25 protein-coding genes are annotated in these 21,012 nt (G+C 62.4%); 11 read left to right on the forward strand and 14 right to left on the reverse strand.

Annotation, left to right across the window (positions count from 1 at the left end):
* Nucleotides 1-57: 57 nt before the first annotated feature.
* From LB565_RS08445 to LB565_RS08455, 3 genes are all read right to left on the reverse strand, one after another.
* Entirely contained in the window at nucleotides 58-270 is a 213-nt protein-coding gene (locus LB565_RS08445) for a hypothetical protein (protein WP_224582738.1), read from the reverse strand.
* A gap of 176 nt (nucleotides 271-446) precedes the next feature.
* Nucleotides 447-722: a hypothetical protein gene (locus LB565_RS08450; protein ID WP_224582739.1), complete on the reverse strand. Its 276-nt coding sequence runs from the start codon at nucleotides 720-722 to the stop codon at nucleotides 447-449.
* Between the two features lie 35 nt (nucleotides 723-757).
* Nucleotides 758-1,687: an NAD(P)/FAD-dependent oxidoreductase gene (locus LB565_RS08455; RefSeq protein WP_224582740.1), complete on the reverse strand. Its 930-nt coding sequence runs from the start codon at nucleotides 1,685-1,687 to the stop codon at nucleotides 758-760.
* A gap of 414 nt (nucleotides 1,688-2,101) precedes the next feature.
* Between LB565_RS08455 and LB565_RS08460 the strand changes: the two genes are divergently transcribed.
* The 3 genes from LB565_RS08460 (at nucleotide 2,102) to LB565_RS08470 (ending at nucleotide 5,242) form a co-directional block, all read left to right on the forward strand.
* Nucleotides 2,102-4,111: a sensor histidine kinase gene (locus tag LB565_RS08460; RefSeq protein ID WP_224582741.1), complete on the forward strand. Its 2,010-nt coding sequence runs from the start codon at nucleotides 2,102-2,104 to the stop codon at nucleotides 4,109-4,111.
* A gap of 68 nt (nucleotides 4,112-4,179) precedes the next feature.
* Complete coding sequence (locus tag LB565_RS08465) at nucleotides 4,180-4,569, forward strand: response regulator (RefSeq protein WP_224582742.1); 390 nt, start codon at nucleotides 4,180-4,182, stop codon at nucleotides 4,567-4,569.
* 469 nt (nucleotides 4,570-5,038) lie between these two features.
* Entirely contained in the window at nucleotides 5,039-5,242 is a 204-nt protein-coding gene (locus LB565_RS08470; protein ID WP_224582743.1) for a hypothetical protein, read from the forward strand.
* A 430-nt stretch (nucleotides 5,243-5,672) separates the two neighbouring features.
* Here LB565_RS08470 and LB565_RS08475 read toward each other — a convergent pair whose 3' ends face one another.
* Nucleotides 5,673-5,999 carry a low affinity iron permease family protein gene (locus LB565_RS08475; RefSeq protein WP_224582744.1) on the reverse strand — a complete coding sequence of 109 codons (327 nt, stop codon included), beginning with the start codon at nucleotides 5,997-5,999 and terminating at the stop codon, nucleotides 5,673-5,675.
* A gap of 51 nt (nucleotides 6,000-6,050) precedes the next feature.
* The gene (locus LB565_RS08480; RefSeq protein ID WP_224582745.1) at nucleotides 6,051-6,347 is read right to left on the reverse strand and encodes a hypothetical protein; all 297 of its coding nucleotides are present in this window, start codon (nucleotides 6,345-6,347) and stop codon (nucleotides 6,051-6,053) included.
* A gap of 69 nt (nucleotides 6,348-6,416) precedes the next feature.
* On the opposite strand from LB565_RS08480, the gene LB565_RS08485 reads away from it, so the two are divergent.
* The 8 genes from LB565_RS08485 to LB565_RS08520 all read left to right on the forward strand — a co-directional run bounded on the left by LB565_RS08485 (nucleotide 6,417) and on the right by LB565_RS08520 (nucleotide 12,632).
* Nucleotides 6,417-7,031, forward strand: a complete 615-nt coding sequence (locus LB565_RS08485) for a hypothetical protein (protein ID WP_224582747.1) — start codon at nucleotides 6,417-6,419, stop codon at nucleotides 7,029-7,031.
* Nucleotides 7,028-7,420 (forward strand): phage holin family protein, encoded by a 393-nt coding sequence (locus LB565_RS08490; RefSeq protein WP_224582749.1) that lies wholly within the window; start codon nucleotides 7,028-7,030, stop codon nucleotides 7,418-7,420. The genes LB565_RS08485 and LB565_RS08490 overlap by 4 nt, the downstream gene beginning before the upstream one ends.
* Nucleotides 7,417-8,283 (forward strand): DUF3618 domain-containing protein, encoded by an 867-nt coding sequence (locus tag LB565_RS08495; protein ID WP_224582751.1) that lies wholly within the window; start codon nucleotides 7,417-7,419, stop codon nucleotides 8,281-8,283. The genes LB565_RS08490 and LB565_RS08495 overlap by 4 nt, the downstream gene beginning before the upstream one ends.
* Nucleotides 8,284-8,359: 76 nt before the next feature.
* On the forward strand, nucleotides 8,360-8,869 hold the full coding sequence (locus LB565_RS08500) for a ferritin-like domain-containing protein (RefSeq protein WP_224582752.1): 510 nt from the start codon (nucleotides 8,360-8,362) through the stop codon (nucleotides 8,867-8,869).
* A 70-nt stretch (nucleotides 8,870-8,939) separates the two neighbouring features.
* A complete protein-coding gene (locus LB565_RS08505; RefSeq protein WP_224582755.1) occupies nucleotides 8,940-10,160 on the forward strand; it encodes an ABC transporter substrate-binding protein in 1,221 nt (406 codons plus the stop codon).
* The gene (locus tag LB565_RS08510; RefSeq protein ID WP_224582757.1) at nucleotides 10,148-11,107 is read left to right on the forward strand and encodes a PQQ-dependent catabolism-associated beta-propeller protein; all 960 of its coding nucleotides are present in this window, start codon (nucleotides 10,148-10,150) and stop codon (nucleotides 11,105-11,107) included. Before LB565_RS08505 ends, LB565_RS08510 begins: the two co-directional genes overlap by 13 nt.
* Entirely contained in the window at nucleotides 11,104-11,829 is a 726-nt protein-coding gene (locus tag LB565_RS08515; protein WP_224582759.1) for an ABC transporter ATP-binding protein, read from the forward strand. Before LB565_RS08510 ends, LB565_RS08515 begins: the two co-directional genes overlap by 4 nt.
* The gene (locus LB565_RS08520; protein ID WP_224582761.1) at nucleotides 11,826-12,632 is read left to right on the forward strand and encodes an ABC transporter permease; all 807 of its coding nucleotides are present in this window, start codon (nucleotides 11,826-11,828) and stop codon (nucleotides 12,630-12,632) included. Before LB565_RS08515 ends, LB565_RS08520 begins: the two co-directional genes overlap by 4 nt.
* Here LB565_RS08520 and LB565_RS08525 read toward each other — a convergent pair whose 3' ends face one another.
* Genes LB565_RS08525 through LB565_RS08565 form a run of 9 tightly spaced genes read right to left on the reverse strand, consistent with a single transcriptional unit; the run spans nucleotide 12,633 to nucleotide 20,991 of the window.
* Nucleotides 12,633-13,049, reverse strand: coding sequence for a c-type cytochrome (locus LB565_RS08525; protein WP_224582763.1), 417 nt, complete (start codon nucleotides 13,047-13,049; stop codon nucleotides 12,633-12,635).
* Nucleotides 13,030-13,908, reverse strand: a complete 879-nt coding sequence (locus LB565_RS08530) for a cytochrome c oxidase assembly protein (protein WP_224582766.1) — start codon at nucleotides 13,906-13,908, stop codon at nucleotides 13,030-13,032. The genes LB565_RS08525 and LB565_RS08530 overlap by 20 nt, the downstream gene beginning before the upstream one ends.
* Nucleotides 13,905-14,246 (reverse strand): hypothetical protein, encoded by a 342-nt coding sequence (locus LB565_RS08535; protein ID WP_224582768.1) that lies wholly within the window; start codon nucleotides 14,244-14,246, stop codon nucleotides 13,905-13,907. Before LB565_RS08535 ends, LB565_RS08530 begins: the two co-directional genes overlap by 4 nt.
* A 1-nt stretch (nucleotide 14,247) precedes the next feature.
* A complete protein-coding gene (locus LB565_RS08540; RefSeq protein WP_224582780.1) occupies nucleotides 14,248-14,853 on the reverse strand; it encodes a heme-copper oxidase subunit III in 606 nt (201 codons plus the stop codon).
* Complete coding sequence (gene ctaD / locus LB565_RS08545; RefSeq protein WP_224582789.1) at nucleotides 14,850-16,826, reverse strand: cytochrome c oxidase subunit I; 1,977 nt, start codon at nucleotides 16,824-16,826, stop codon at nucleotides 14,850-14,852. Before ctaD ends, LB565_RS08540 begins: the two co-directional genes overlap by 4 nt.
* Nucleotides 16,823-17,836, reverse strand: coding sequence for a cytochrome c oxidase subunit II (gene coxB / locus LB565_RS08550; RefSeq protein ID WP_224582791.1), 1,014 nt, complete (start codon nucleotides 17,834-17,836; stop codon nucleotides 16,823-16,825). Before coxB ends, ctaD begins: the two co-directional genes overlap by 4 nt.
* Nucleotides 17,833-18,366, reverse strand: a complete 534-nt coding sequence (locus tag LB565_RS08555) for a c-type cytochrome (RefSeq protein ID WP_095768543.1) — start codon at nucleotides 18,364-18,366, stop codon at nucleotides 17,833-17,835. The genes coxB and LB565_RS08555 overlap by 4 nt, the downstream gene beginning before the upstream one ends.
* Complete coding sequence (locus LB565_RS08560) at nucleotides 18,363-19,232, reverse strand: substrate-binding domain-containing protein (protein ID WP_224582794.1); 870 nt, start codon at nucleotides 19,230-19,232, stop codon at nucleotides 18,363-18,365. Before LB565_RS08560 ends, LB565_RS08555 begins: the two co-directional genes overlap by 4 nt.
* Nucleotides 19,213-20,991 (reverse strand): methanol/ethanol family PQQ-dependent dehydrogenase, encoded by a 1,779-nt coding sequence (locus LB565_RS08565; RefSeq protein WP_224583105.1) that lies wholly within the window; start codon nucleotides 20,989-20,991, stop codon nucleotides 19,213-19,215. Before LB565_RS08565 ends, LB565_RS08560 begins: the two co-directional genes overlap by 20 nt.
* Nucleotides 20,992-21,012 lie beyond the last annotated feature (21 nt).

Below are 21,012 nucleotides of genomic sequence, written 5' to 3' on the forward strand. Positions count from 1 at the left end.
GGAGAGTGGTCTCTTTCCCCCGCGGCGCTAGCGTCACCCTTCCAGGAAAAGGGATGGTCAAGCGGACCTTTTGCGCTGATGACGGCTGCGGCCAAATTGCTTTAAAGCTGCGGCGAAGGCGTGACCTGCCTGGTCGCATTTTTCGCGAGAAGGACCGTTGCTTTCGATGACGACGATAGCCTGCCTTACCGTCAACCCGTGCTTTTCTGCGAATTCGACCGGGTCATACGCCTGGTTCCACTGATGTCCGGTTCGATTCACACTCTGCATGAAAGCTCCCACTTGTGGTTGGCAGCACTGCAACGTGCGGAGGTCCGCAAGGTTTCAGTTTATATGACTGATCATCGCAATTCAGGCCGAGCAGTGCACGTCGCTTCCCTTGCCGTTGCGCGCGTGAACGGCAGTTGGCAAATGATTTGACTTGAAGATCTATCGGACCTCGCGGCTTAAATCAGCGTGATCGGCATATAGCGAATAATCACCTTCTCCTGCCGGAAACGCCTCTCCAGCGCCGTACGGCGATCACGCCACTCACGTAGGTCGATCTCCTCGGTCATGACTTCAAAGATGACGATCTTGTCGGCGTTTGACTCGGCATCCTTTCTCCACAAACCATCCGCAGGAGCCTGAAGATAGGCGGTAACACCCTCGAAGCGGCTCGCCAGTTCTTCCTTTACCCTCTCGAAGTCTTCTTGGGCGAAAGGCTGACCGTCATTATCCATGCAGGGAAGCAGTATTTGAACAAGGTGCATGGCGGTCAGTGACGAAAGCCGTGGTTGGTGTCTGCAAGTTGATTGTGAATGTCCGTGGCCGCGATCGCGGCGTCGCCGAACGCTACCGCGATCTGGTTGATTTCGTTCACCACATCACCAGCGGCATAGAGACCGGGCACAACGGTTCGCTGGTGCGCATCTACAATAAGGTATCCGAGGTCGTCGCAAGTCGCCCCGAGGTCTATCCCAAACTTAGCCCCTGTCCTGCATCCCATCGCCGGATAGATCGCATCGAATGCGCCGGTCGCTCCGCCGGAGAGTACGACAATGGCATGTTCACCGAGCGGGCGGAGCGAATTGGGAATGCAGGCCTCAACCCGGATTCCAGCCTCCCTCAGTGGGCCTGAGCAATCATCCATTCGACACGCCCCGTCGGTCGCAAGTACGGTAAGGTCGCGGGTGTAGGTTCGCATGAACGACGCCTTCTTCACCGCCTCTTTCAAAGGGCCCATTACTGCGACACGCTTATCGATGACCTCGTAGCCATCGCAGATCGGGCAAAGGCGCATTGTCCCCCCTCTAATCATGTCGGTAGCCAGTGGGATGTCAGGAAGCGTGTCGACCACACCCGTTGCCAGGAGCACCGCACGGGCTCGAACGGATGTTGGGCCGGCAGCAATAAACTCGCTCCCGTCGCGCTTGATATCTTGGACTGCTTCGTCCCTAAGCTCCGCGCCGCTCAGCAAGGCTTGTTGCCGCAAACGATTTAGCAGGTCAGGGCCGGATAGACCGTTGGGAAAACCGGGACAGTTGCGGGTAATCGGAATGAGCTTCGCGCGGCTTTCACCGGCATCGAAAAGAACGACTCGACGACGGAAGCGGCCGAGATAAGTCGCGGCCGCGAGCCCGGCGGGGCCACCTCCAACTATCAAGCAGTCAATTTGCTCAGCGCGATGATGTCCCTGATCTGTCACGACCTAAATCCCAACGAGCTCACTTGAACCCCTGAGAGTGGATCGTGACAGGCCGCGGGCTTGCGGATTAAGGTGCCTAGGACTGCCTTGCTCTTCGCACCTGTCTATAAGGAAAAGCATTCGAGGCGAGGGAGCTCTCCTCCTCAACTTGCCCAGACGGAATGGAAGTTTTGTCGTTAGTCTGTTCATAAACGATACAGTCCTGTGGCATCCCCTTTCGCTTTTAAAGCGCACGCCGATGTTTGGTTCAGGAATTTCCGCGCAGCGCGTCACTGCTTGTCAGGCGCGTTTGGCGTCCTCGATGCCGTAAACACCTCACGCACGCCGCTAATGTAGCGCTTCGCGCAGGCTCCTCGCGCTTGTCGTTCGCGCATATGGGATTAAGGTACCTTTGAAGGTGGACAGGGGACAAGATTGTCTCGTCGATCGGCACGCGCCCATCTGCTTGGACTAATCGCGGCAGCCGTGTTGCCGGTCTGGCTTTTCGCTGCCTATCTATTGGTGACGTACGCACTGCATGAAAGGTCGCGGATCGAGCAGGAAGCCCTGTGGACCGCTCGACAGGTATCGCTGGTGGTCGAAGGCGAACTCTCTAATCTCAAGGCGGTTCTTGACGGCCTCTCCAGGTCCCCGGCTCTGGTCAATGGAGACTTGCTGGCCTTTGGCGCAGAAGCGCGCCGCCTTGTCCAAGGGACGGACGAGGTAATCACACTGCGGAATCTCGACGGTCGCCAGTTGGCAAGCACCGGACCTGAGCTGGCCTCCGACATGCCTTTAACAACACCGCTTACAGTTGACGAACGCGAGCAACTGAAACTGGCTGGAATTCTCGTCGGCAACGTGTTCGCCGGGCACAGGGCTAACGAGTATCGCGTCGCCGTCACTGCGCAGGTGTCGGGCTTCAGCGGCGAACCGTTATTCCTTTCGGTATCAGTTCCTACCGAGCGCATCCGCCTTGCCATGCTGCCAGCGGTTCCGGAGGGATGGACGGTCGGCGTCGGGGACCGCGAGGGAAAATATGTCGCCAGATCCAAAATGCATGATCAGGTCGCCGGCAGGCCCGGTTTGCCTGAATACGTGGCCAAGGTCGTGGGCCGCTCCGGAACCTTCCAGTCTCAGAATTTCGAAGGGAAGAGATTGCTGGCTGGATACTTTCGATCACCCTATTCTGGTTGGTTTTACACCGCCAACATTCCACTATCCCAGCTCCAGGCGCCACTCTGGTGGTCGTTCGCGCAGATCGGAGGGATCGGTCTTTCGGCGCTGCTTTTCTCGCTCGCCCTGGCCTACTTCGTCGGCAGGAGGTTCACCAAGGCCACCGCAGATCTCGTCGGGCGAGCCGATGCGCTCGGCAGCGGCCACGCTGTGGAGCCGATTCTTACCTCGGTCGCGGAATTCGATACGATTGGTCAGGCCATGATCGCGGCAGAGCAAGCAATTGCGGAGCGCACGCGCGAGTTGGAAACGGTCTTAGAGACGGTTCCCGCTGCGGTCTGGTTTACCTATGACCCGCAGGCGCGCCAAGTTATCCGCAACCGGTTTGCGGCGGAACTTATGGGTCTGTCGCCCGAGCCTCACAGGCCATTTGGAAAGCCGGATCTGGTGATCGATACTCTTGCCTACAAAAACGGCCAAACCATCAGCCGGGAGGACCGCCCGCTTAGCAAGGCAATGCGAGGTGAAGAGACCACCAACGAGGAATTTGCCTACACTCTTCCATCAGGGGCGCAGCGATATCTGCTTTCCAGCGCGCGGCCCATTCGCAGCTCGGAAGGGTCGGTGGTGGGCGCAGTGCAGATCAGCCTGGACATATCTGACCGCAAACGGGGGGAGGAACAGCGCCAGTTGCTCGTCAATGAACTGAACCATAGGGTCAAGAACACCCTTGCTGTGGTTCAGGCCATAGCCGCCCAAACCATGCGCAACGCCAGCAGCCTGGCACAGGCTGGTCAGGCGCTTTCCAGCCGACTTGTGTCTCTGGCAAAGGCGCACGACATCTTGACCCGCGAGAACTGGAGCGGCGCCGACCTCAGCGCTCTGATTGCGGCCGCCGTTGAGGCGCATGCATCTCTCGACCGTTTCGACCTCAGCGGCGAACAAGTCTGGCTTCCACCCAACATCGCGCTCTCTTTCGCCCTAGCGCTTCATGAACTGACGACAAACGCGATCAAATATGGATCGCTCTCCAACGCAACGGGGTCTATCGCGATCAATTGGAAGCTGCAGGAGGCTGGAGGCGACCGGGTTCTTGAGCTCGATTGGCATGAGAAGGGCGGTCCACCTGTCACCCCTGGGAAAAGTGGATTTGGTACGCAGCTGCTCCAGCGGGTATTCGAGGGAAAGAACGCTGGTGGGGTGAAGATCACCTACGATCGGGCTGGTTTACATTGTGCGTTCCGCGTGAACTTGAGCGAGGAAAGATAACATCCCGTAACGCTCACGGAACATAAGTTCCGATCGGGCGTTGGGGTTCGCTCGGGGGGTACTTGCATATGGGCGATGGTGCGGTCCTAATCGTTGAAGACGAGACAATGATTTTGCTCGACCTGGAGTCTGCGCTTGAAGAAGCTGGCTTCGAAGTCGTCGGGGCAAATAACGCGGCGAGCGCGGTGGCCGCCTACGATGCCGACCCGGAAAAATTCAAAGCGCTGGTGACCGATATTCGTCTGGGTTCTGGCGAGACGGGATGGGAGCTGGCGCGACGTTTTCGCCGCACCAATAATGTCTTGCCGGTCGTCTACATAAGCGGCGACAGTGCGGCGCATTGGGCTCACGAAGGTGTCCCGAACAGCATCATGATTGCCAAGCCGTTCTTCATGCCACAGATAGTCACGGCGGTATCCACGTTGCTCAACCACCTGTCGACCATCGACGCATCCTAACACGAGCCGTCGGAGCTAGACGCCTGATGCCGAAAGATGGATCGCCTGCAAGCAGCCGAGGACCAAACCGCGGCGCCGCTGGGAACGTCTCCCAGGAGAACTTCAACCGCACGATGAAGAAGACGATCAAGGAAACGAGACCCAGGGACAAGGCCCCACCGCTGCCGAGCAAGAAGATGGTCAGGCCGCCGCCGGCGCGCCGGGATGCCGAGCGTTCCTGATTCCGAACAGCAGATTGGGCGGCAATTGGACCGGCGCGGAGGCCGGTCGGCTGCCTGCAAGGCGGAATTAAGGACCCCAGCAACTTACGATTAGACATCAGGCACCTCCACGCTCGAGAAAGGCAGACGGCGAGGACATCCCGATCGCCTATCTGCCTTAGCTGCCCTTGGAAGCCGACCGCTCGGGGCAGGAACAAAGCTTGCTCGCTCTGTGTTCGGAGAGGGAATGAACGTAGCAGAGATTGCACATGAAGGCTTATCGAGTGGAAGAGATGGACCGGGACAGAGTTGTGGCTGAACATACCATCGAAGCCGATACGCCATGGGTGGCAGCTGAAACGGCAACGGGCAGTGGGGTCGTGAACACACGTGGCGACGAACAGCGCTGGATTCGAGTTACGGATGAGGCAGACAAGGTTGTGTACCGATTTGCTTTCAAGGGCTGTGGATAGTAACCGCCGATTTTCATCATATCAGGGCATCGTAATTGGAGGCGCGTCCCACCCGCCTAATCTGTGCTCACTCAACTGAGCGTCCCGTCCGACGCTTTCAATACCGGATCCCCAATTCCAATCCACCTCGGCCGCTAGTTAGCGGACTGGATGTGGGAACAGCGTGTCGACGGCCCGACGAGAAAGATGACCTAGCTATCAGGATGCTGAACGCGATCCAAAGGCACCTGGGTCGCTTCCATCAGTTTGGCTTCTTCGGTGACGCAAGACCGGAATTGCGAGATGATCCTAATGCTCCCGTTTCGCAACGGACGCCTCAATGGTTTGCAGCGGTCGAAAACCGGGCCGAGTGGCGCAAGCTCTTCCAGTATGGGGGTACCTGCATGGCCCCACCTTCTAGGCGTGACCAGCTGTCATGCGGCGTGTTGGCTCAGCTTTGTTCGCCCGAATCTCGCATTTCCTCGATTTCTTCCGGCTCTTTGTCGTCTATTTCGGCGATCTCGTTGCGAGCCTTTTCGTTCGCCTTGATCAGCTCATCAAGTTTCGCCTGCAGGGCTTGGGTGTCGCGATGCTCGGCCCTTTGGATAAGCAGCGTCATTGCCCAGGTGATCAGCGTCGCGATGCCGTGCCAGTCGAGCGTTTCCCGCTCGAAGACAAACCACGAAACAGTGTAGCCGCCTAAAATCAAAAAGGCTGCCGGTCGGGACGTCAACGTGCCGACCTTGGTCAGCGCTTCTCGAAACTGCAATGCTGCCATGGCCTGCGAACGGCTGAGGGCGATCCGGGTTCCCGCCGAGTCGGCTTGGCGCTAGTCCGTCAGACGCCGCCTTGGAGAGACAGCGTAAGCGGCAAAGAGAGCCGAGAACATGATGAGGATGGGCAAGAGGAAGATCCAGAAGCCCACCGTGACGAACTTCGAGGTGGGGCCTTCCTCGCCATGCCGGGTCGCGGCCCAGGCTGCTTTGCCCAGACGAGGAGCTTGCCGCTTTGAGGGCAAAGCCCAGGGCAAATGACGAATTGCTAAAAAGCTGCTCGTCCAGGGGAACATCGCAGCCGGCAGGAAGTTCGAACTAGATCGAGGAGGCTGCACCATGAACAGTGTCATCTATCTCATAGGTCTGATTGTCGTTGTGCTAGCAGTGCTTTCCTTCCTCGGCTTTCATTAGGAGGCACCATGCAGCGCGAGACTGATCGGGGTCCCGAGTCCGCCGACTTTGCCAAAGCGAAGGACGAAGTTTCCGACCGAATCCGGCAAGAAACGGAAAGCGCCGGCGAAGCTCTCCACGAGGCCCGCGACGAGGTCGCCCGCAGGGCTGGAGCTTATGCCGCCGAAGCCCAGCAGGCCGTCTCCGAAAAGGCCGAGCAGACGCAGCGCGATATCGGATCGAGCCTGTCCGCTTTCGGCGGCGCTTTGCGCGCCGCGAGCGATCACTTGGCTAACAGCGACCAGAGTGCGGCCTCGAAGTTCATGCAGGAGGCCGCAAGCGGGCTGGAGCGGCTGTCCTCCTCGTTGAAGGAGAAGCCGTTCGGACAAGTGCTCGAAGAAGTTCAGTCTTTTGGCCGCCAGAATCCTGGAGCGCTTCTTGCCGGTTCGGTTCTGGCGGGATTGGCACTTGGCCGCTTCATAAAGGCTTCCCCGCCCGGCACGCGCCACCCGACGCAGGATGCCACCACGCCCGAATACCCCGGACAAACCGGCCCGGGAACGAGCGCGCGCCGGGATAGCGTTCCAGCAAATTGGGGTTCCGACGGCGGCATACCCGGCAAGGCAGCGGAGCTGAAGAAATGAGCACTCAGGACAATCCAAGTATCGGCACGTTGGTCGCCGATCTGGCCCAAGAGGTGAGTACGCTCCTACAAACGGAGGCGAGGCTCCTAAGAGCAGAGATATCGGAGGCCGCGACCAAGGCTGGCGCAGGCGCCGTCGAGGTGCTGGGCGGCGCAATATGCCTGCTCGCAGCGCTGCTGATTTTGTTGCAGGCGCTTGTGATCGCCCTGGCCCGCCTTGGTCTGGGCGCCGGGTGGTCCGCTTTACTCGTCGGCGTGGTCGTTGCCGTGCTGGGAGTGATCCTGTTGCGGACCGGCATGGCGAGCATGGCGCCTTCCGAGCTCGCGCCGGACCGTACACAGGAACAGCTCAAGCGTGACGTGAACGTGATCAAGGAACAAGCGCGATGACCGAGAGATCCGCAGCCGAGCTCGAACGCGAGGCGGAAGCCACCCGCGCAAGGGTCATAGCGACCGCCGACTCCATTCGCGACAAAATGACCCCTGGGCAGCTCTTCGACGAGTTCACTGGGCTTTTCAAAGGCGGCGCGGGCTCCGACATGCTTCACAATCTGAAACTCCAGGTGCGCGACAATCCACTGCCGCTGACCGTGATCGGCGCGGGCCTGGCTTGGCTGATGTTGGGCAGCGGCGCCTCCGGTGCTTCGGCTGGCAGCGCTGGGGTGACGCGGCGCGGTCCTGGCCTCGATGATGGAGCGTTCGGCTCTGGAATGGGTTCGACCGCCTCGGATGCAGCAGGCTCTGTCGCCGAAGCGGCCCGCGGGGCGGCCGGAACCGTCTCGGGAATGGCAAGCGAAGCAGCCGGCACAGTGTCGAACATGGCAAGCAGCGCAGCCGACACACTGGCGAGCTCGGCGGCAGCTGCGGCCGATATGGCGACGAGCGCCAGCCGATCGGCGCATAGTCTGCTCCAAGACCAGCCTCTCGCCGCGGCCGCCATCGGCCTTGCCATCGGAGCTGCGATCGGCGCCATGCTGCCCCACACCGAGGTCGAGGATGAGCGGTTGGGGGCCTATCGCGAGAGGCTTGGGGAGACTGCCCAAGACACTTTGAAAGAAGGCCTCGACGCTGCAAAGCAAGTCGCGGCCGAAGCCTACCAGACGGCGAGCGACGAAGCCGGACGGCAGGCGTCGAGCGAGGGCACGCTGGCCGACAAGGTCGGCGGGGTCGTCAAAGCCGCGGCCGACAAGGCCGACGAATCGGTGCGCGAGAAACTTTCCGATTCCGACGCGTCCTCGTCCCGGAAATCGTAGCCGCTTTCTCAACACGTCAAGGAACAATGCGCGCCTCCCTCGGTTCGGGCGGCGTCAGATAGATGGAGACACCGCAATGGCTGAATCGCGCGAATGGCTTGTCCAATGGTTGAGGGACGCTCACGCCATGGAGGAACAGGCAGAGACGATGCTGTCGGGGCAATTGAGCCGGATTGAGAGCTACCCTGAACTCAGCGAGCGAATTCGCACTCATCTGGAAGAAACGAAAGAGCAGGCCAGGCGGCTGAAGACCTGCTTGGATGGCATGGACGAAGGGTCGTCCATGCTGAAGGACGCGGGCGGCAAGCTGACCGCCACGGCGCAGTCGATCAGCGGCGTCTTCGCCGGCGACGAGGTCATGAAAGGCTCGCTTGCGAGCTACACGTTCGAACACATGGAAATCGCGTCCTATACGATCCTCATCGCCGCGGCCAATGCCGCGGGCGAGGCAGAGATTGCCCGCGTGTGCGAACAGAACCTGCGTGAGGAGGAAGCCATGGCCGAGTGGCTGAAGAGCAACCTGCCGCAGGTCACGGAACAGTTCCTGACGCGGGCAGACGCAGATAGCGACAGCGCGAAACGCTGACTTCAGTCCGCTTGAACCAGGAACATTCCTTGTTCCAAAGCATTAGGGTCGCTGCGGTCCTGGAGTGCCCGTGCCGATTTCGAACATTAGGCTTCGCTTGCGCGACCTGAGCCGGATAAGGCAGGCGCTGGCATTGGTCATGCTCCTCGCCGCACCTGTCCCCGGGCTTGCCGAGCCGCATACTATGGTGATCGGCTATCTTGGCCAACAGCGGACTCCGCCTTTGCCGCTGGGACCTCTCGATCAGACGGTCACCGACGATGGCCTCCAAGGCGCCCGGCTGGGCATTGTCGACGACACGGGCACTGGCCGCTTTCTCGGCCAGCAATTCCGGTTACAGGAAGTCATCCTCAAGGTCGGCGAGACGCCAGCCGAAGCGATCAAGGAATTCGCCGCCGCCGGCATCAGCTTTGTGGTTGCCGATCTGGATGCGCCCCAATTGCTGCAGGCGAGCGCAACACCCGGCGCCGAGCGGATGACGCTGTTCAACAGCCGCGCACCCGATGATCGCCTGCGTCAGGAGGATTGCCGCAGGAACGTGCTGCACACAATTCCGAGCTACGCCATGCTCGCCGACGCCCTGGCGGAATATCTGATCTGGAAACGCTGGCAGCACTGGTTCCTGCTGGTCGGCCCGCATCCGCAGGATCAGGCGATGGCCGCTGCCTTCCGGCGCGCCGCGACGCGCTTCGGAGCGGAAATCACGGTCGACCAGCCCTGGACGTTCCGGCCCGCCAACGGCCGCGCGGACACCGGGCACGTCACGCTGCAGACCGAGATCCCCGCCGCCACGCAAGTCGGCGACTATGATGTGCTCGTCATTGCCGACGAAGCCGATGAATTCGGCGCCTATCTCGAGGGGCGCACCGCTCTTCCGAGACCGGTGGCCGGGACGCAAGGACTGGTCGTAACCGGCTGGAGTGCGGTCAACGAGGAGTGGGGCGCCACGCAGCTCCAGGATCGCTTCCACAAGCTGGCTGGGCGTTGGATGCTGCCCAGCGACTACGCCGCCTGGCTTGCCGTCAGAAGCGTTGGCGAGGCGGCGACGCGGCTGCACAGTCTCGAGCCGACCGTGATCGGAAACTATCTGCGCGGTGACGATTTCCTTCTCGCCGGCTTCAAGGGACAGGGGCTGAGTTTCCGTCCGTGGGACGGGCAGATGCGCCAGCCCATCCTGATCACTGGTCCTCGCCTGCTCGTCTCGAGCTCGCCACAACCGGGCTTCTTGCATCAACGTACCGCGCTGGACACTCTGGGCATCGATCTGGAGGAGAGCACGTGCAAGTTCTGATCGCGCTCGTCCTTTCGATGTTGATGGCTCGTTCCGCCTCGGCAGAGACGATTTACGTCTCCAACGAGCAGGACAACACCGTCGCCGTCGTCGACGGGGCGACCATGACCCTTCAGGACACGATCGAAGTCGGCCGGCGTCCGCGCGGAATGGCGCTTTCGATCGACAAGAAGACGCTCTTCGTTGCCGAAGGCGACGACAACCGCATCGACATGATCGATCTCGCCAGGCGGCAGGTGGTCGGCCGATTGCCTTCGGGCGCCGATCCGGAATTCTTCGTCGTCCACCCGGATGGCAAACGGCTCTTTGTGGCCAATGAGAACGACAATCTGGTTTCGGTCGTGGATATCGCGGCGGCCAAGGTTGTCGGCACCGTCGATGTCGGGGTGGAGCCGGAAGGCATCGCGGTTAGTCCGGACGGCCGCACGGTCGCCTGCACCTCCGAGACCACGAGCATGGTCCATCTTATCGATGCCGCCACGCTCGAGCTCATTGACAATCTGCTCATCGACACGCGACCGCGCGCGGCGGCGTTCTCGCCGGACGGCAAGCAATTGTGGGTGTCGTCCGAAATCCGCGGCACCGCCACGGTGTTCGACGCCGCGACGCGCGCTCAAACGGGCAAGATCGAGTTCGAGGTGCCGGGTATTCGGCGCGAGGGCGTGCAGGCGGTCGGTATCGTGATGTCGCGCGACGGCGCGAACGCCTATGTAGCGCTCGGTCCGGCCAATAGGATTGCCGAGGTCGATACCAAGACCCTCGCGGTCCGGCGCCTCTACCTCGTCGGCCAGCGGCCCTGGCATGTCGCGCTCTCGGACGACCAGAAGCGCCTGATCAGCGCCAACGGCAACTCGGGCGACATCTCCTTCATCGACCTGGAGAATCAGGAGGTGGTGAAATCGCTGCCGGTGGGGCGCGGCCCATGGAGCGTCGTGATCGGCCCATGAACGCCTTGTCGGTCGAGGATCTGGGCCACAGTTTCGGAAACCGGCGGGTTCTCCAGGGGGTCTCGTTCGCTGTGGCTGAAGGGAGGATGTGCATCCTGCTTGGACGCAACGGCGCCGGCAAGACGACTTTGTTCTCGCTGATCACTGGTCTCTATCACGCGCGGGCAGGATCTGTGCATGTCTTTGGCCAGGCGATGGAGGCGAACCCATCCGCCGCGCTCGCGCAAATGGGCATCGTTTTCCAACTGCCGACGCTCGACCTCGACCTTACCGTGGGGGAGAACCTGCGCTACCACGCGGCTTTGCATGGGCTTCCCACAGACCTGAGCAAGGAGCGCTCCAGGGAGGAACTCAGCCGCCTGGGAGTGCTGGACAGGATCGATCATCCCGCCCGCGCGCTGTCCGGCGGTCAGCGCCGACGCGTGGAGATCGCAAGGGCGCTGATGCATGGTCCGCGTCTGCTTCTGCTCGACGAGCCGACCGCCGGGCTCGACGTGCCGGGACGGCGCGCGCTCGAGCGGCATGTGAGAGAGCTTTGCCGCGAGCGCGGCATTGCCGTTGTGTGGGCGACGCATTTTCTCGAAGAAGTGGGAGCCGATGACGACATCGTCGTGCTGCATCAGGGCAGGGTGCGGTGGGCCGGTCGCGCTGATCGCATCTCCCCCGAGCTTGGGGTCGAAAGCATCGCGGAGGCATTTGCCTCACTGACGGGGTCGCCATGAAGACGCATCACGCATTGCGGGCGCTCCACGGCATCTTGCAGCGGGAAATGCTGCGCACGCTGCGGCAGCGCGCACGCCTGTTCTCCGCGATGGTCCGTCCGCTTGTCTGGCTGACGATCTTCGCCGCCGGCTTCCGCTCGGTACTCGGCCTGTCGATCACGCCGCCTTACCAGACTTATGTCCTCTACGAGGTCTATGTTGTGCCCGGGCTGGCGGCCATGATGCTGCTGTTTCATGCCATGGCAAGCTCGCTGGCCATGGTCTACGACCGCGAGATGGGCAGCATGCGCCTGCTGCTGACGGCACCTCTGCCGCGTTGGTACCTGCTTGCCGCGCGCCTGCTGGCCAGCGTGATCGTCGGCCTGCCGCTGGTCTACCTGTTCCTTTTCGTGGCGCGTTTCTGGGACGTGCGGCCGCCGATCCTGGGCTATGTCGCCGTGTTTCCGGCGCTCGTGCTGTCGGGTCTGATGCTCGGTGCGTTCGGCCTACTGGTGTCCTCGATCTCGACCCAGATGGAGAACTTCGCCGGCGTGATGAACTTCGTCATTTTCCCGATGTTCTTTGCCTCGACGGCGCTCTATCCGATTTGGCGGCTCGCCGAAGCCGGTCCGGTGCTAGCGACGATCGCCGCCTGGAACCCATTCAGCTCGGCGGTCGAGCTGATCCGCTTCGCGCTCTACCTGCGGTTCGACGTGGTTTCCATGCTCGTCGTTGTCGCCTGCCTTGTGGTATTCTTCCTGGCGGCGATGGTCGGCTACGATCCAGGCCGCGGCCTGTGGTCCCGGCGCGGCGGCGAAGGCTGATTATCTGAGGGCATAGAGATAGGCAGCGATATCGCGCGCCTGCTGCTCGGTGATCCTTGTCGACGGCATGGCGGTGTGCGGGTTGATTTCCCTTGCCGAGCGGATCCAGCGGATCAGGTTCTCCGGATTGTTTGCCAGGACGCCGCCGATATAGACACGCCCGGCGAAGCTGCCGTCGAGGCGCGGCCCGACCTGGCCTTGCGCTCCCGGCACGCCGGGAATCGTATGGCAGCCGGAACAGCCATTCGCGGTCATGATCGGAATGGCGCGTGCGCTCACGCCGCCGGTCGCCACATCCGACTCGTGCCGGACGCGCTCGCGCCGGTCGGTCCATAAGGCCGCCGCGCCGACTGCCGCGGCCAGCAGGAGGATCGCGGCAAGGGCGCCGCCGATCAGCCTAGCCAGGTCGGAGCGCATGCGTTGCCTCCCTGGTTCCACTGTTGCTTATCCAAAGGCCCGCGAGCAGCAAGGCCGCTCCACCATAGATCAGGCCGGCCGGAACCCACATCACAAGCCCGGCCAGTTGCTGGTCCTCGATCGGGCTCAGGCCCCACAGCGCCGCGCCGGAGGCATTCGCCGGATACCAGAGTTTTGGCGAGACCAGCAGCAGCACGCCGAGCAGGCCGGTGTGCAGCGAGGTGAAGAAAAGATGCATGACGGAGCTGCCATAGGTTTGACGTCGACCAGAGCGTCGTAGAAGCGCCCACCAGAACAGCAAGGCAGTGCCGAGGAAACTCGCGTGCTGTGCATAATGCAGCACCCCCTGCTGCAGCGCTGCCTCGAACAGCGCCGGAATATGCCAGATCCAGATCGCAACCCCATGAAGCACCGTCGCGCTGAGCGGGCGCGCGGCGAGGGCCCAGAGCGCCTGCAGCACCTTGCGGTGGGTGAGCTTTCCCGTCCCTCTGCGAAATTTGGCCGGCAATGCCCACATCAAGGCTGCGCCGGGGCAGGCGGCGACAAGAAGCGGCGCCGCTACGGCCATCAGCAACTCGTGCTCGATCATATGGGCTGAGAACACCCGCTCGCCGAGCGCATGGATCGGGCTGACCAGCGCTCCCGTCAAAACGCCCCAGCCGGCGGCGAACAATAGAGCTTGGCGTAGCCGCTCGGGTCGGCCCCGGCCGCTGCGGCGCCATAGCCGGCTTGCGCCGAGCGCATAAATAAGCGCGAGCACTGCCAAGGGAAGCGTGAGGGGAAGCGCCAACGTCCATCCGGCCTCGGGCGCGCCGGCGCCATAGCAGATCGAGGTCGAAAAGAAGGCCTCGAGGCTCATCGCAGGCACTCGTCGAGAATAAGCGCCGCGCTGCCCTGCATGACGATGACGAGGGCAAACAGCAGCGCCGCAAGCAGGCCGAGATCGGCGACGAAACGCTCGGTGCTGCGCGTGCGCTCCGGCTTGAAGGCGGCGCCGCCTCGCCGCTTCGCCCGCCATGATAGCGCGCCGCCCAGCAGAGAAAATACGACCAGCAACAGCGCCACCGGGAGCACGACCTGAACCTGGCGATTGCATTGCCAGTGCACGAGCGTGTAGTTCAGCTGCGTCGAGATTGCCCAGGCCAAAGGCCCCGACAACAAACCTCCCCAGGACGTGCCCAGCCGCAGCGCGCGCATCTCAGCCTAGCCTCGGAAGCCAGTAGATGAGCAGGTAGATCGGGATCCAGGTAAGGACCACGAAGTCCCAGTAGAAGACATTGTCGCCGACGTCGCCGAAGCGGCGGCCGCTGTAGCCATGGTGCGTGAACATCAGCACCGTCAGAACGATTGTGTCGCCGACGTCGGTGATGAGATGCGTCGTGTGAAGACCGAGCAGCACCCACAGCATCGAGCCGTAGGCGTTCGTGTCCCAATAGATGTTCAGCGCCGGAAACTCGAACCAGCGCACGACGAGCGGCGCGATGCCGAGCAGCGACATCACCACCATGCCGATCCGCACCGGTCCTATAGCGCATTGCTTGGCGTAGCCGTTCAGTATGTGGTTGGGAACCAGGCTGGCGATGAGAAGCAGCGTTACGATCGTTCCGGGCCAATGGTTGGGCTGCGGAGCGCTTAGCCGCCAGTTGGGCCACAAGGTCGCGAGATAGAGATAGGCCCCGGCGGCCAGCGCAAAGCCCGTGCCCTCCAACGCCATGAAGCCAAGCGTACCCCACCAGGTCGGGCTGCGCGGGCCATGTCCAAAGGTCGGAAGGCCGGAAAGATCCATGGCGGGGCGCTGGTTCATCCCTCGTCCTCCGGATCGCCCTTGGGCCAGAACCATCCGATCAACGTGACGGCGATCGGCGCGGCGCCCCAGACGATCGCCCAGGGCGTGAAGATCGAGTAGAGGAAGGTGGCACCGACGGCGATCGCCGCCAGCAGCGGCCAGATCGACGGCGTCGCCGATTTCTCGCGGATGTCGGGATGGGCTTCCGCCACCGTCGAGACGACTAACTCGCGCACGTCGACGCGAAGCCCGGTCGCGACGGGGAGCGCCTCGCGTTCGGCCCAGAGCGGCTCGACATTCGTCACGATCGGAATGCGCGCGAAATTATAGCTGGGCGGCGGCGAGGACGTCGCCCATTCGAGCGTGCCGGCGTCCCAGGGATTGTCGCCGGTAGGCGCACCCCTCAATGCGCTGTGGACGAGGTTGAAGGCAAACAGCACGAAGCTCAGGAAGAAAAGCACCGCGCCGGCGCTGATGAAGAAATTAATGTTCCCCCAGCCGAGCTCGGCCGGATAGGTGTAGACCCTGCGCGGCATGCCCCACAGGCCGACGATGTGCATGGGGAAGAAAGCCGCGTTGAAGCCGACCATCGCCAGCCAAAAGTGCCAACGCCCGAGCCGCTCGCTCATCATACGGCCGGTGATTTTGGGAAACCAGAAATAGGCAGCTCCGAGCAGCGGAAAGACCGAGCCGCCGATCAGCACGTAATGGAAGTGAGCGACGACGAAATAGGTGTCGTGCACCTGCAGGTCGAGCGGCACTGAGGCAAGCATGACGCCAGTCAGGCCGCCGATGACGAAGATGAAGAAGAAGCCGAAGACGAACAGCAGCGGCGTGCGGATCACCGGTCTGCTGTCCCAGAGAGTCGCCAGCCAGCAGAAGATTTGAACGCCGTTGGGGATTGCGATCATCATGCTCGAGGCGGTGAAGAAGCTGGCCCCCAGTTTCGGCAGCCCGGTCGCGAACATGTGGTGGACCCAGAGGCCGAACGACAGGAAGCCGACGGCGATCAACGACAGGACCAAGCCGAGATGGCCGAACATCGGGCGCCGGGCGAAGGCCGGGATGATGGCGGAGACCATGCCGGTCGCCGGCAGGAAGATAATGTAGACTTCGGGATGGCCGAAGAACCAGAAGAGATGCTGGAACAGGAGCGCGTCGCCGCCTTCGGCCGGGTTGAAGATATGCGTGCCGACGAGCCGGTCGAGGATCAGGAAGGTCGAGGTGATCATCACCGCCGGCATGGCGAAGACGACGACGAAGGACGTGACCAGCAATGCCCAGACGTAGAGCGGGATCTTGTCGAGCGACATGCCGGGTGCCCGCTGCTTGAACACGGTGACGATTGTCGCGACGGCGACCGCCAGGGATGATACCTCAGTATAGGTGATCATCTGCGCCCAGACGTCTGCGCGCTTGCCTGGAGCGTATTCCGGCCCGGACAGCGGCACATAGGCGAACCAGCCCACATCCGGCGCCATCGAGAGGGCGAAGGACACCCAGGCGAAAAGGCCTCCTGAGACATAGACCCAATAGCTGAAGGCATTGAGGCGCGGGAAGGCGATGTTGCGGGTGCCGACCATCAACGGCACCAGGTAGATGCCGGTCGCCTGGACGATGGGCACAGCGAACAGGAACATCATGGTGACGCCATGCATGGTAAACAGCTGGTTGTACAGATCCGGCCCGATCAGGCCGCGCTGCGGGCCCGAGAGTTGGATGCGCATGACAACGGCGTTGAGCCCGCCCAAACACAGAAACAGGAAGGCGGTGATCAGGTATCGGCGGGCGATGACCTTATGGTCGACGCTCGACAGCGCGCCGATGATACCGCGAGGCGTGCGCCATGTCCGCGCCAGCCAGCGATGCAGGCTGGCATCGTCCAAGCCGGTGTCGCGCGGTCCGTCGCGTTCGGGGGCGATATCGCCTTTGGCGGACGCTTCGCTTTCGGGAGGCAGATCGCGTTCGCTGGTGATATCGGCGCTGCTCATTTCAGCCCCTCGAGGTAGGCGACGATGGCGTTGAGCTCGTCGCCGTTGAGATCGACCACCGGCATGTGCGAGCCGGGCTTCACGCCCTGTGGGTCGGCTATCCAGGCGGCGAGATTGCCGCGGCTCATCGTCAATGTTCCGGCAGCAAGCGTCTGCCGGCTGGCTATATGGGTGAGATCGGGCGCGACCGTTCCGCCTGCGGGGGTGCCGCCGATCTTGTGACACATCACACAGGGGCGTTTCAGGAAGAGGTTCTCGCCGGTCTTGGCCTCGTCGCTCATTGGCGCGGCGGCCGGCTCCAACTGATCGTTCCACCAGGCGTCGAACTTTTCGCGCGGTTCGGCGATGATGAAGGTGCCCATATTGGCGTGCTGCGCGCCGCAGAACTCGGCGCATTGGCCCCGATAGACGCCGGGCTTGTCCGCTTTGATGTCGAGCACGTTCATGCGCCCGGGAATGAGGTCGAGCTTGCCGGAAAGGCTCGGGACCCAAAAGGAATGGATGACGTCGGTCGAAGTGAGAAGAAGCCGCACCGGCTCACCGGCGGGAATATGGATCTCGTTGGCCGTGGTCAGGATGTGGCTCGGTGTGGCATCCTCGTAGCGCACCTCCCACCACCATTGATGACCTGTGACGCGAATGGTCAACGCGGCATGCGAGCCGATCGCCGCAAGTGTCCGGTTGGCAAAGAAGCTGAGCAGCGTGAGCCCGACCAGGATCACGACCGTCAACCCGACCGCGGTTAACACCACGCGCAGCTTGCGATTGTCGGCATCGGCGTCGATTACAAGCGGCTCGACGCGCGCTCGTGGCCGCATCATCAATGGCAAGGCAAGGGCGATCATCACCAGCACCCACACCGCCGCGCACAGGCCGGTGAAGAACCAGATCAGCCATGCGAGCTCGCTTGCCGCGGGACCTTTCGGGTCGAGCGCCGATTGCCAGCCGGCGCATCCCTGAAGAAACAGGGCGATTGTCGCAACCAACGCAATCGGGGCGAAGCGGTTCACGGCGACTTCCCCAGCGTGGCGGCATTCGGCATACGGTTTTCCGATGGGTGCGCCATCATGTCGTCATTGCGCGACGGCGCAGCGGAGGAGGGCGCGTTGCCGCTCAACGAGCGAACGAAGGCCGCAAGCTCCCAGATCTGGTCGTCCGGGATCTTGTCGCGGAAGCTGGGCATGCCGTTCGGCCGGCCGTCGCGGATGGTGGCGTGAATGCTTTCCATCGAGCTGCCATAGATCCATTTTTCGTCCATCAGCGCCGGGCCCATGCCGCCGCCGCCATTGGCATGGCATCCTGAACAGTTGAACCAACCGAACAGGCGCTTGCCTTCGCTCAGATGAAAGGCATTGGCCTCGAAGCTCGCCGCTTTGTTGTCTGTGGGAGAGGGCCGCTGCCCGCCGGGTTCCAGAGTTGTCACCGGCGTCGGCTGCTCGCCCGAGCCGAGGGCCGATTGGGGGCGCGTGTCCCGCTCCTCGCGCTGGCAGGCGACGAGCATCAGCACTACAGGAAAGAGCACGGCGACAGCGCACCTCATCGCACCGTGCTCCCCAAGGCATCGAGGCGCGGCACACCATACTGCGCCAGCAATGCATCGATCTCCGCCTTGTGCCTGGCCAAGGCATTGTTCACGTCGCCGCGCAACGCGTCGTCCTCGCGCCGCACCCCCATCGAAATATCGTAGATCATGGGTAATTGCGGTCCGTCGATGCGAGGCGCAACGGGCGTGATCCGCAGTGGCACCTTCTGCTTCTGCGCAAAATAGCCGGCAAGCGGGCCCCATACCACGGCTAGGTCGATCTCGCCGCTCGCCACGGCCTCGACGATGCGGGCCGGCGGATTGGGGGCGGAGTAATCGCCATAGACCGGATAGCCGACGAGGTGTCCGACTATGCCACGACGACCGAGAGCCTGGACCGGAGGCGAGTTGGCGCCGTCGTCGCCGATGAGTTGAACGCCGATGCGCATGTCGCGCAGCCGCGGGTCGTTGAAGGAGGCAACGTCGGGGTCGTTCTGGCGGGTCACGAAGACATAGGACGAGCGGTAATAAGGCCTCGTGGTGCGCAGCATTTCGAGATTGGCCGGCGTGCCGGGCACGAGATCGCATAGACCCGCCTTCAGCGTGTTGCGCACGAAGCCGCGGCGCTGCGCCCACCAGGTGTAGGTCAGCTTCGCGCCGAGATCGGCCGCGATGATTTCGGCGATCCTGTTCTCGAATCCCTGTCCGGCTGCATTGGAAAAGGGCAGGTTGTTCGGGTCGGCGCAGACCCTGAGTTCACGAGCGCCGGCCGTCGCCGGCAAGAGCAGCAAGGCGAGCGCGGTGATGCCGAGCGCTATCGGCGGAAAAGCCTTTCGTGCCACGTTCCGGATCACGCCGAACACATCAGGGCAGCCGGAACACATAGAGCGTGCCTCCCGCCGTGGTCGCGTTCTTCAGGTCCTTCATCGCATTGACGAAACCGAGCGCGGCGGTGGCATCACGCGGATCGAGGTCGCCCGACACGATGGCGCCAGCCCAGCCGCCCACGCCGGACAATACAGCGACATATTGGTGGCCGTCCGGGCCGCGATAGGTAATAGGCTGGCCGATAATGCCGGACGAGGTCTTGAACTGCCAGAGCAGGTCGCCAGTCTTGGCGCTCACCGCCTTGAACCAGCCTTCCATCGTTCCATAAAAGACCACGTCGCCGGCGGTCACGACAGCGCCGCTCCACACCGGGAAATTCTCCTTGAGGCTCCAGGTGGGTTTTTCGGCCGCGATATCCCACGCCGTGAAGGCGCCGCGGTTGCCGCCCGGCCCCGGGATCATGCGGACGTTCATTCCGACATAGGGCGTGCCGGCGATGTAATTCACCTCGACGCCTTCTTCGTCCATGCACAGATTGTTGTGCGGGATGTAGAGTAGGCCGGTCTTCGGAGAGAAGGCGGAAGGCTGCCAGTCTTTGAGGCCCGACGCGGTCGGACAGATGTCGCGGACGACCTTGCCGGTGCCCGTCAGCTTGTCCGGGTTTTCGATCAGGCGGCCGGTCTTGAGATCCACGCCCTTGCTGGAGTTCACGGGGCCATAAGGCTTTGCAGACAGGACCTCACCGGTGGTGCGATCAAGGACGTAGAGATAGCCGTTGCGTTCGGGCCGGACCAGCACCTTGCGCGGCTTGCCCTGCCAGTTCATGTCGAGCAGGATCTGCTCGTTGATGCCGTCATAATCGTGCAGATCGTGCGGGGTCCACTGGTAGAACCATTTCGCCGCTCCGGTATCGGGATCGCGGGCGAAGATGCCCGATGTCCATTTGTTGTCGCCGGGCCGCAGATCGGGATTCCAGGGGCCGGGGTTGCCGGTGCCGTGGAAGATAAGGTTGAGATCCGGATCATAGGAAATCCAGCCCCACATATTGCCGCCGCCGATCTTCCAGGCTTCCGGCGGCCATGTCGAGACGCCAAGGTCTTTGCCCTTGTCCGTGTCGTAATGCGGCTTGAAATCCGGGCCGATCAGCACCTCCTTGTCGGGGCCCGTGTTGTAAGCCGTCCAGACGACATGACCGTCGCCAGCGTCGAGCGCTTTGACCCAGCCGCGAACGCCCATCTCGCCGCCGGAATTGCCGACCAGCACTTTGCCTTTCACCACAAGCGGCGCCATGGTGATAGTTTCGCCGATATTGATGTTGCCGACATGGGCGTTCCAGACCGGCTGGCCGGTGTTGGCATCGAGCGCGATGGTGTGGCCGTCGAGCGTGTTGAAGAATATGCGTCCATTCGCGAAGGCAGCGCCGCGGTTGACAACATCGCAGCAGGCAACCCCTTGCGCGGCAGGCTCAGGATTGGGCTCGTATTTCCATTTCATCGGCGCGCCAGACTTGGAAAGGTCGAGCGCGTAGACGGTGTTGGGAAACGGGCTCACGATATACATCGTGCTGCCGACCACCAGCGGCGCCGCTTCCTGGCCCTTGTTCACGCCGGTGGAAAAGGTGAAGGCGACCTGCAGATTCTTGACGTTGCCTTCGTTGATCTCGGCGAGCTCGCTATAGCGGGTCGAGGCGTAGTTCTTGGCAGGCATCGTCCATTGCCCGTCATCGGGCGGTGCGGCCGCGGCAGGCGGTGAGATCGCGGGTGCCGGCGGCGATTCCGAAGCGGCTGTCAGCAAGGGGGCGCAGACCAACAGCATCGCTGCAAAGGCGCCCAGTGA

The sequence above is a fragment of the Mesorhizobium sp. CA14 genome, assembly GCF_020165195.1.
Classification (GTDB): Bacteria; Pseudomonadota; Alphaproteobacteria; order Rhizobiales; family Rhizobiaceae; genus Mesorhizobium.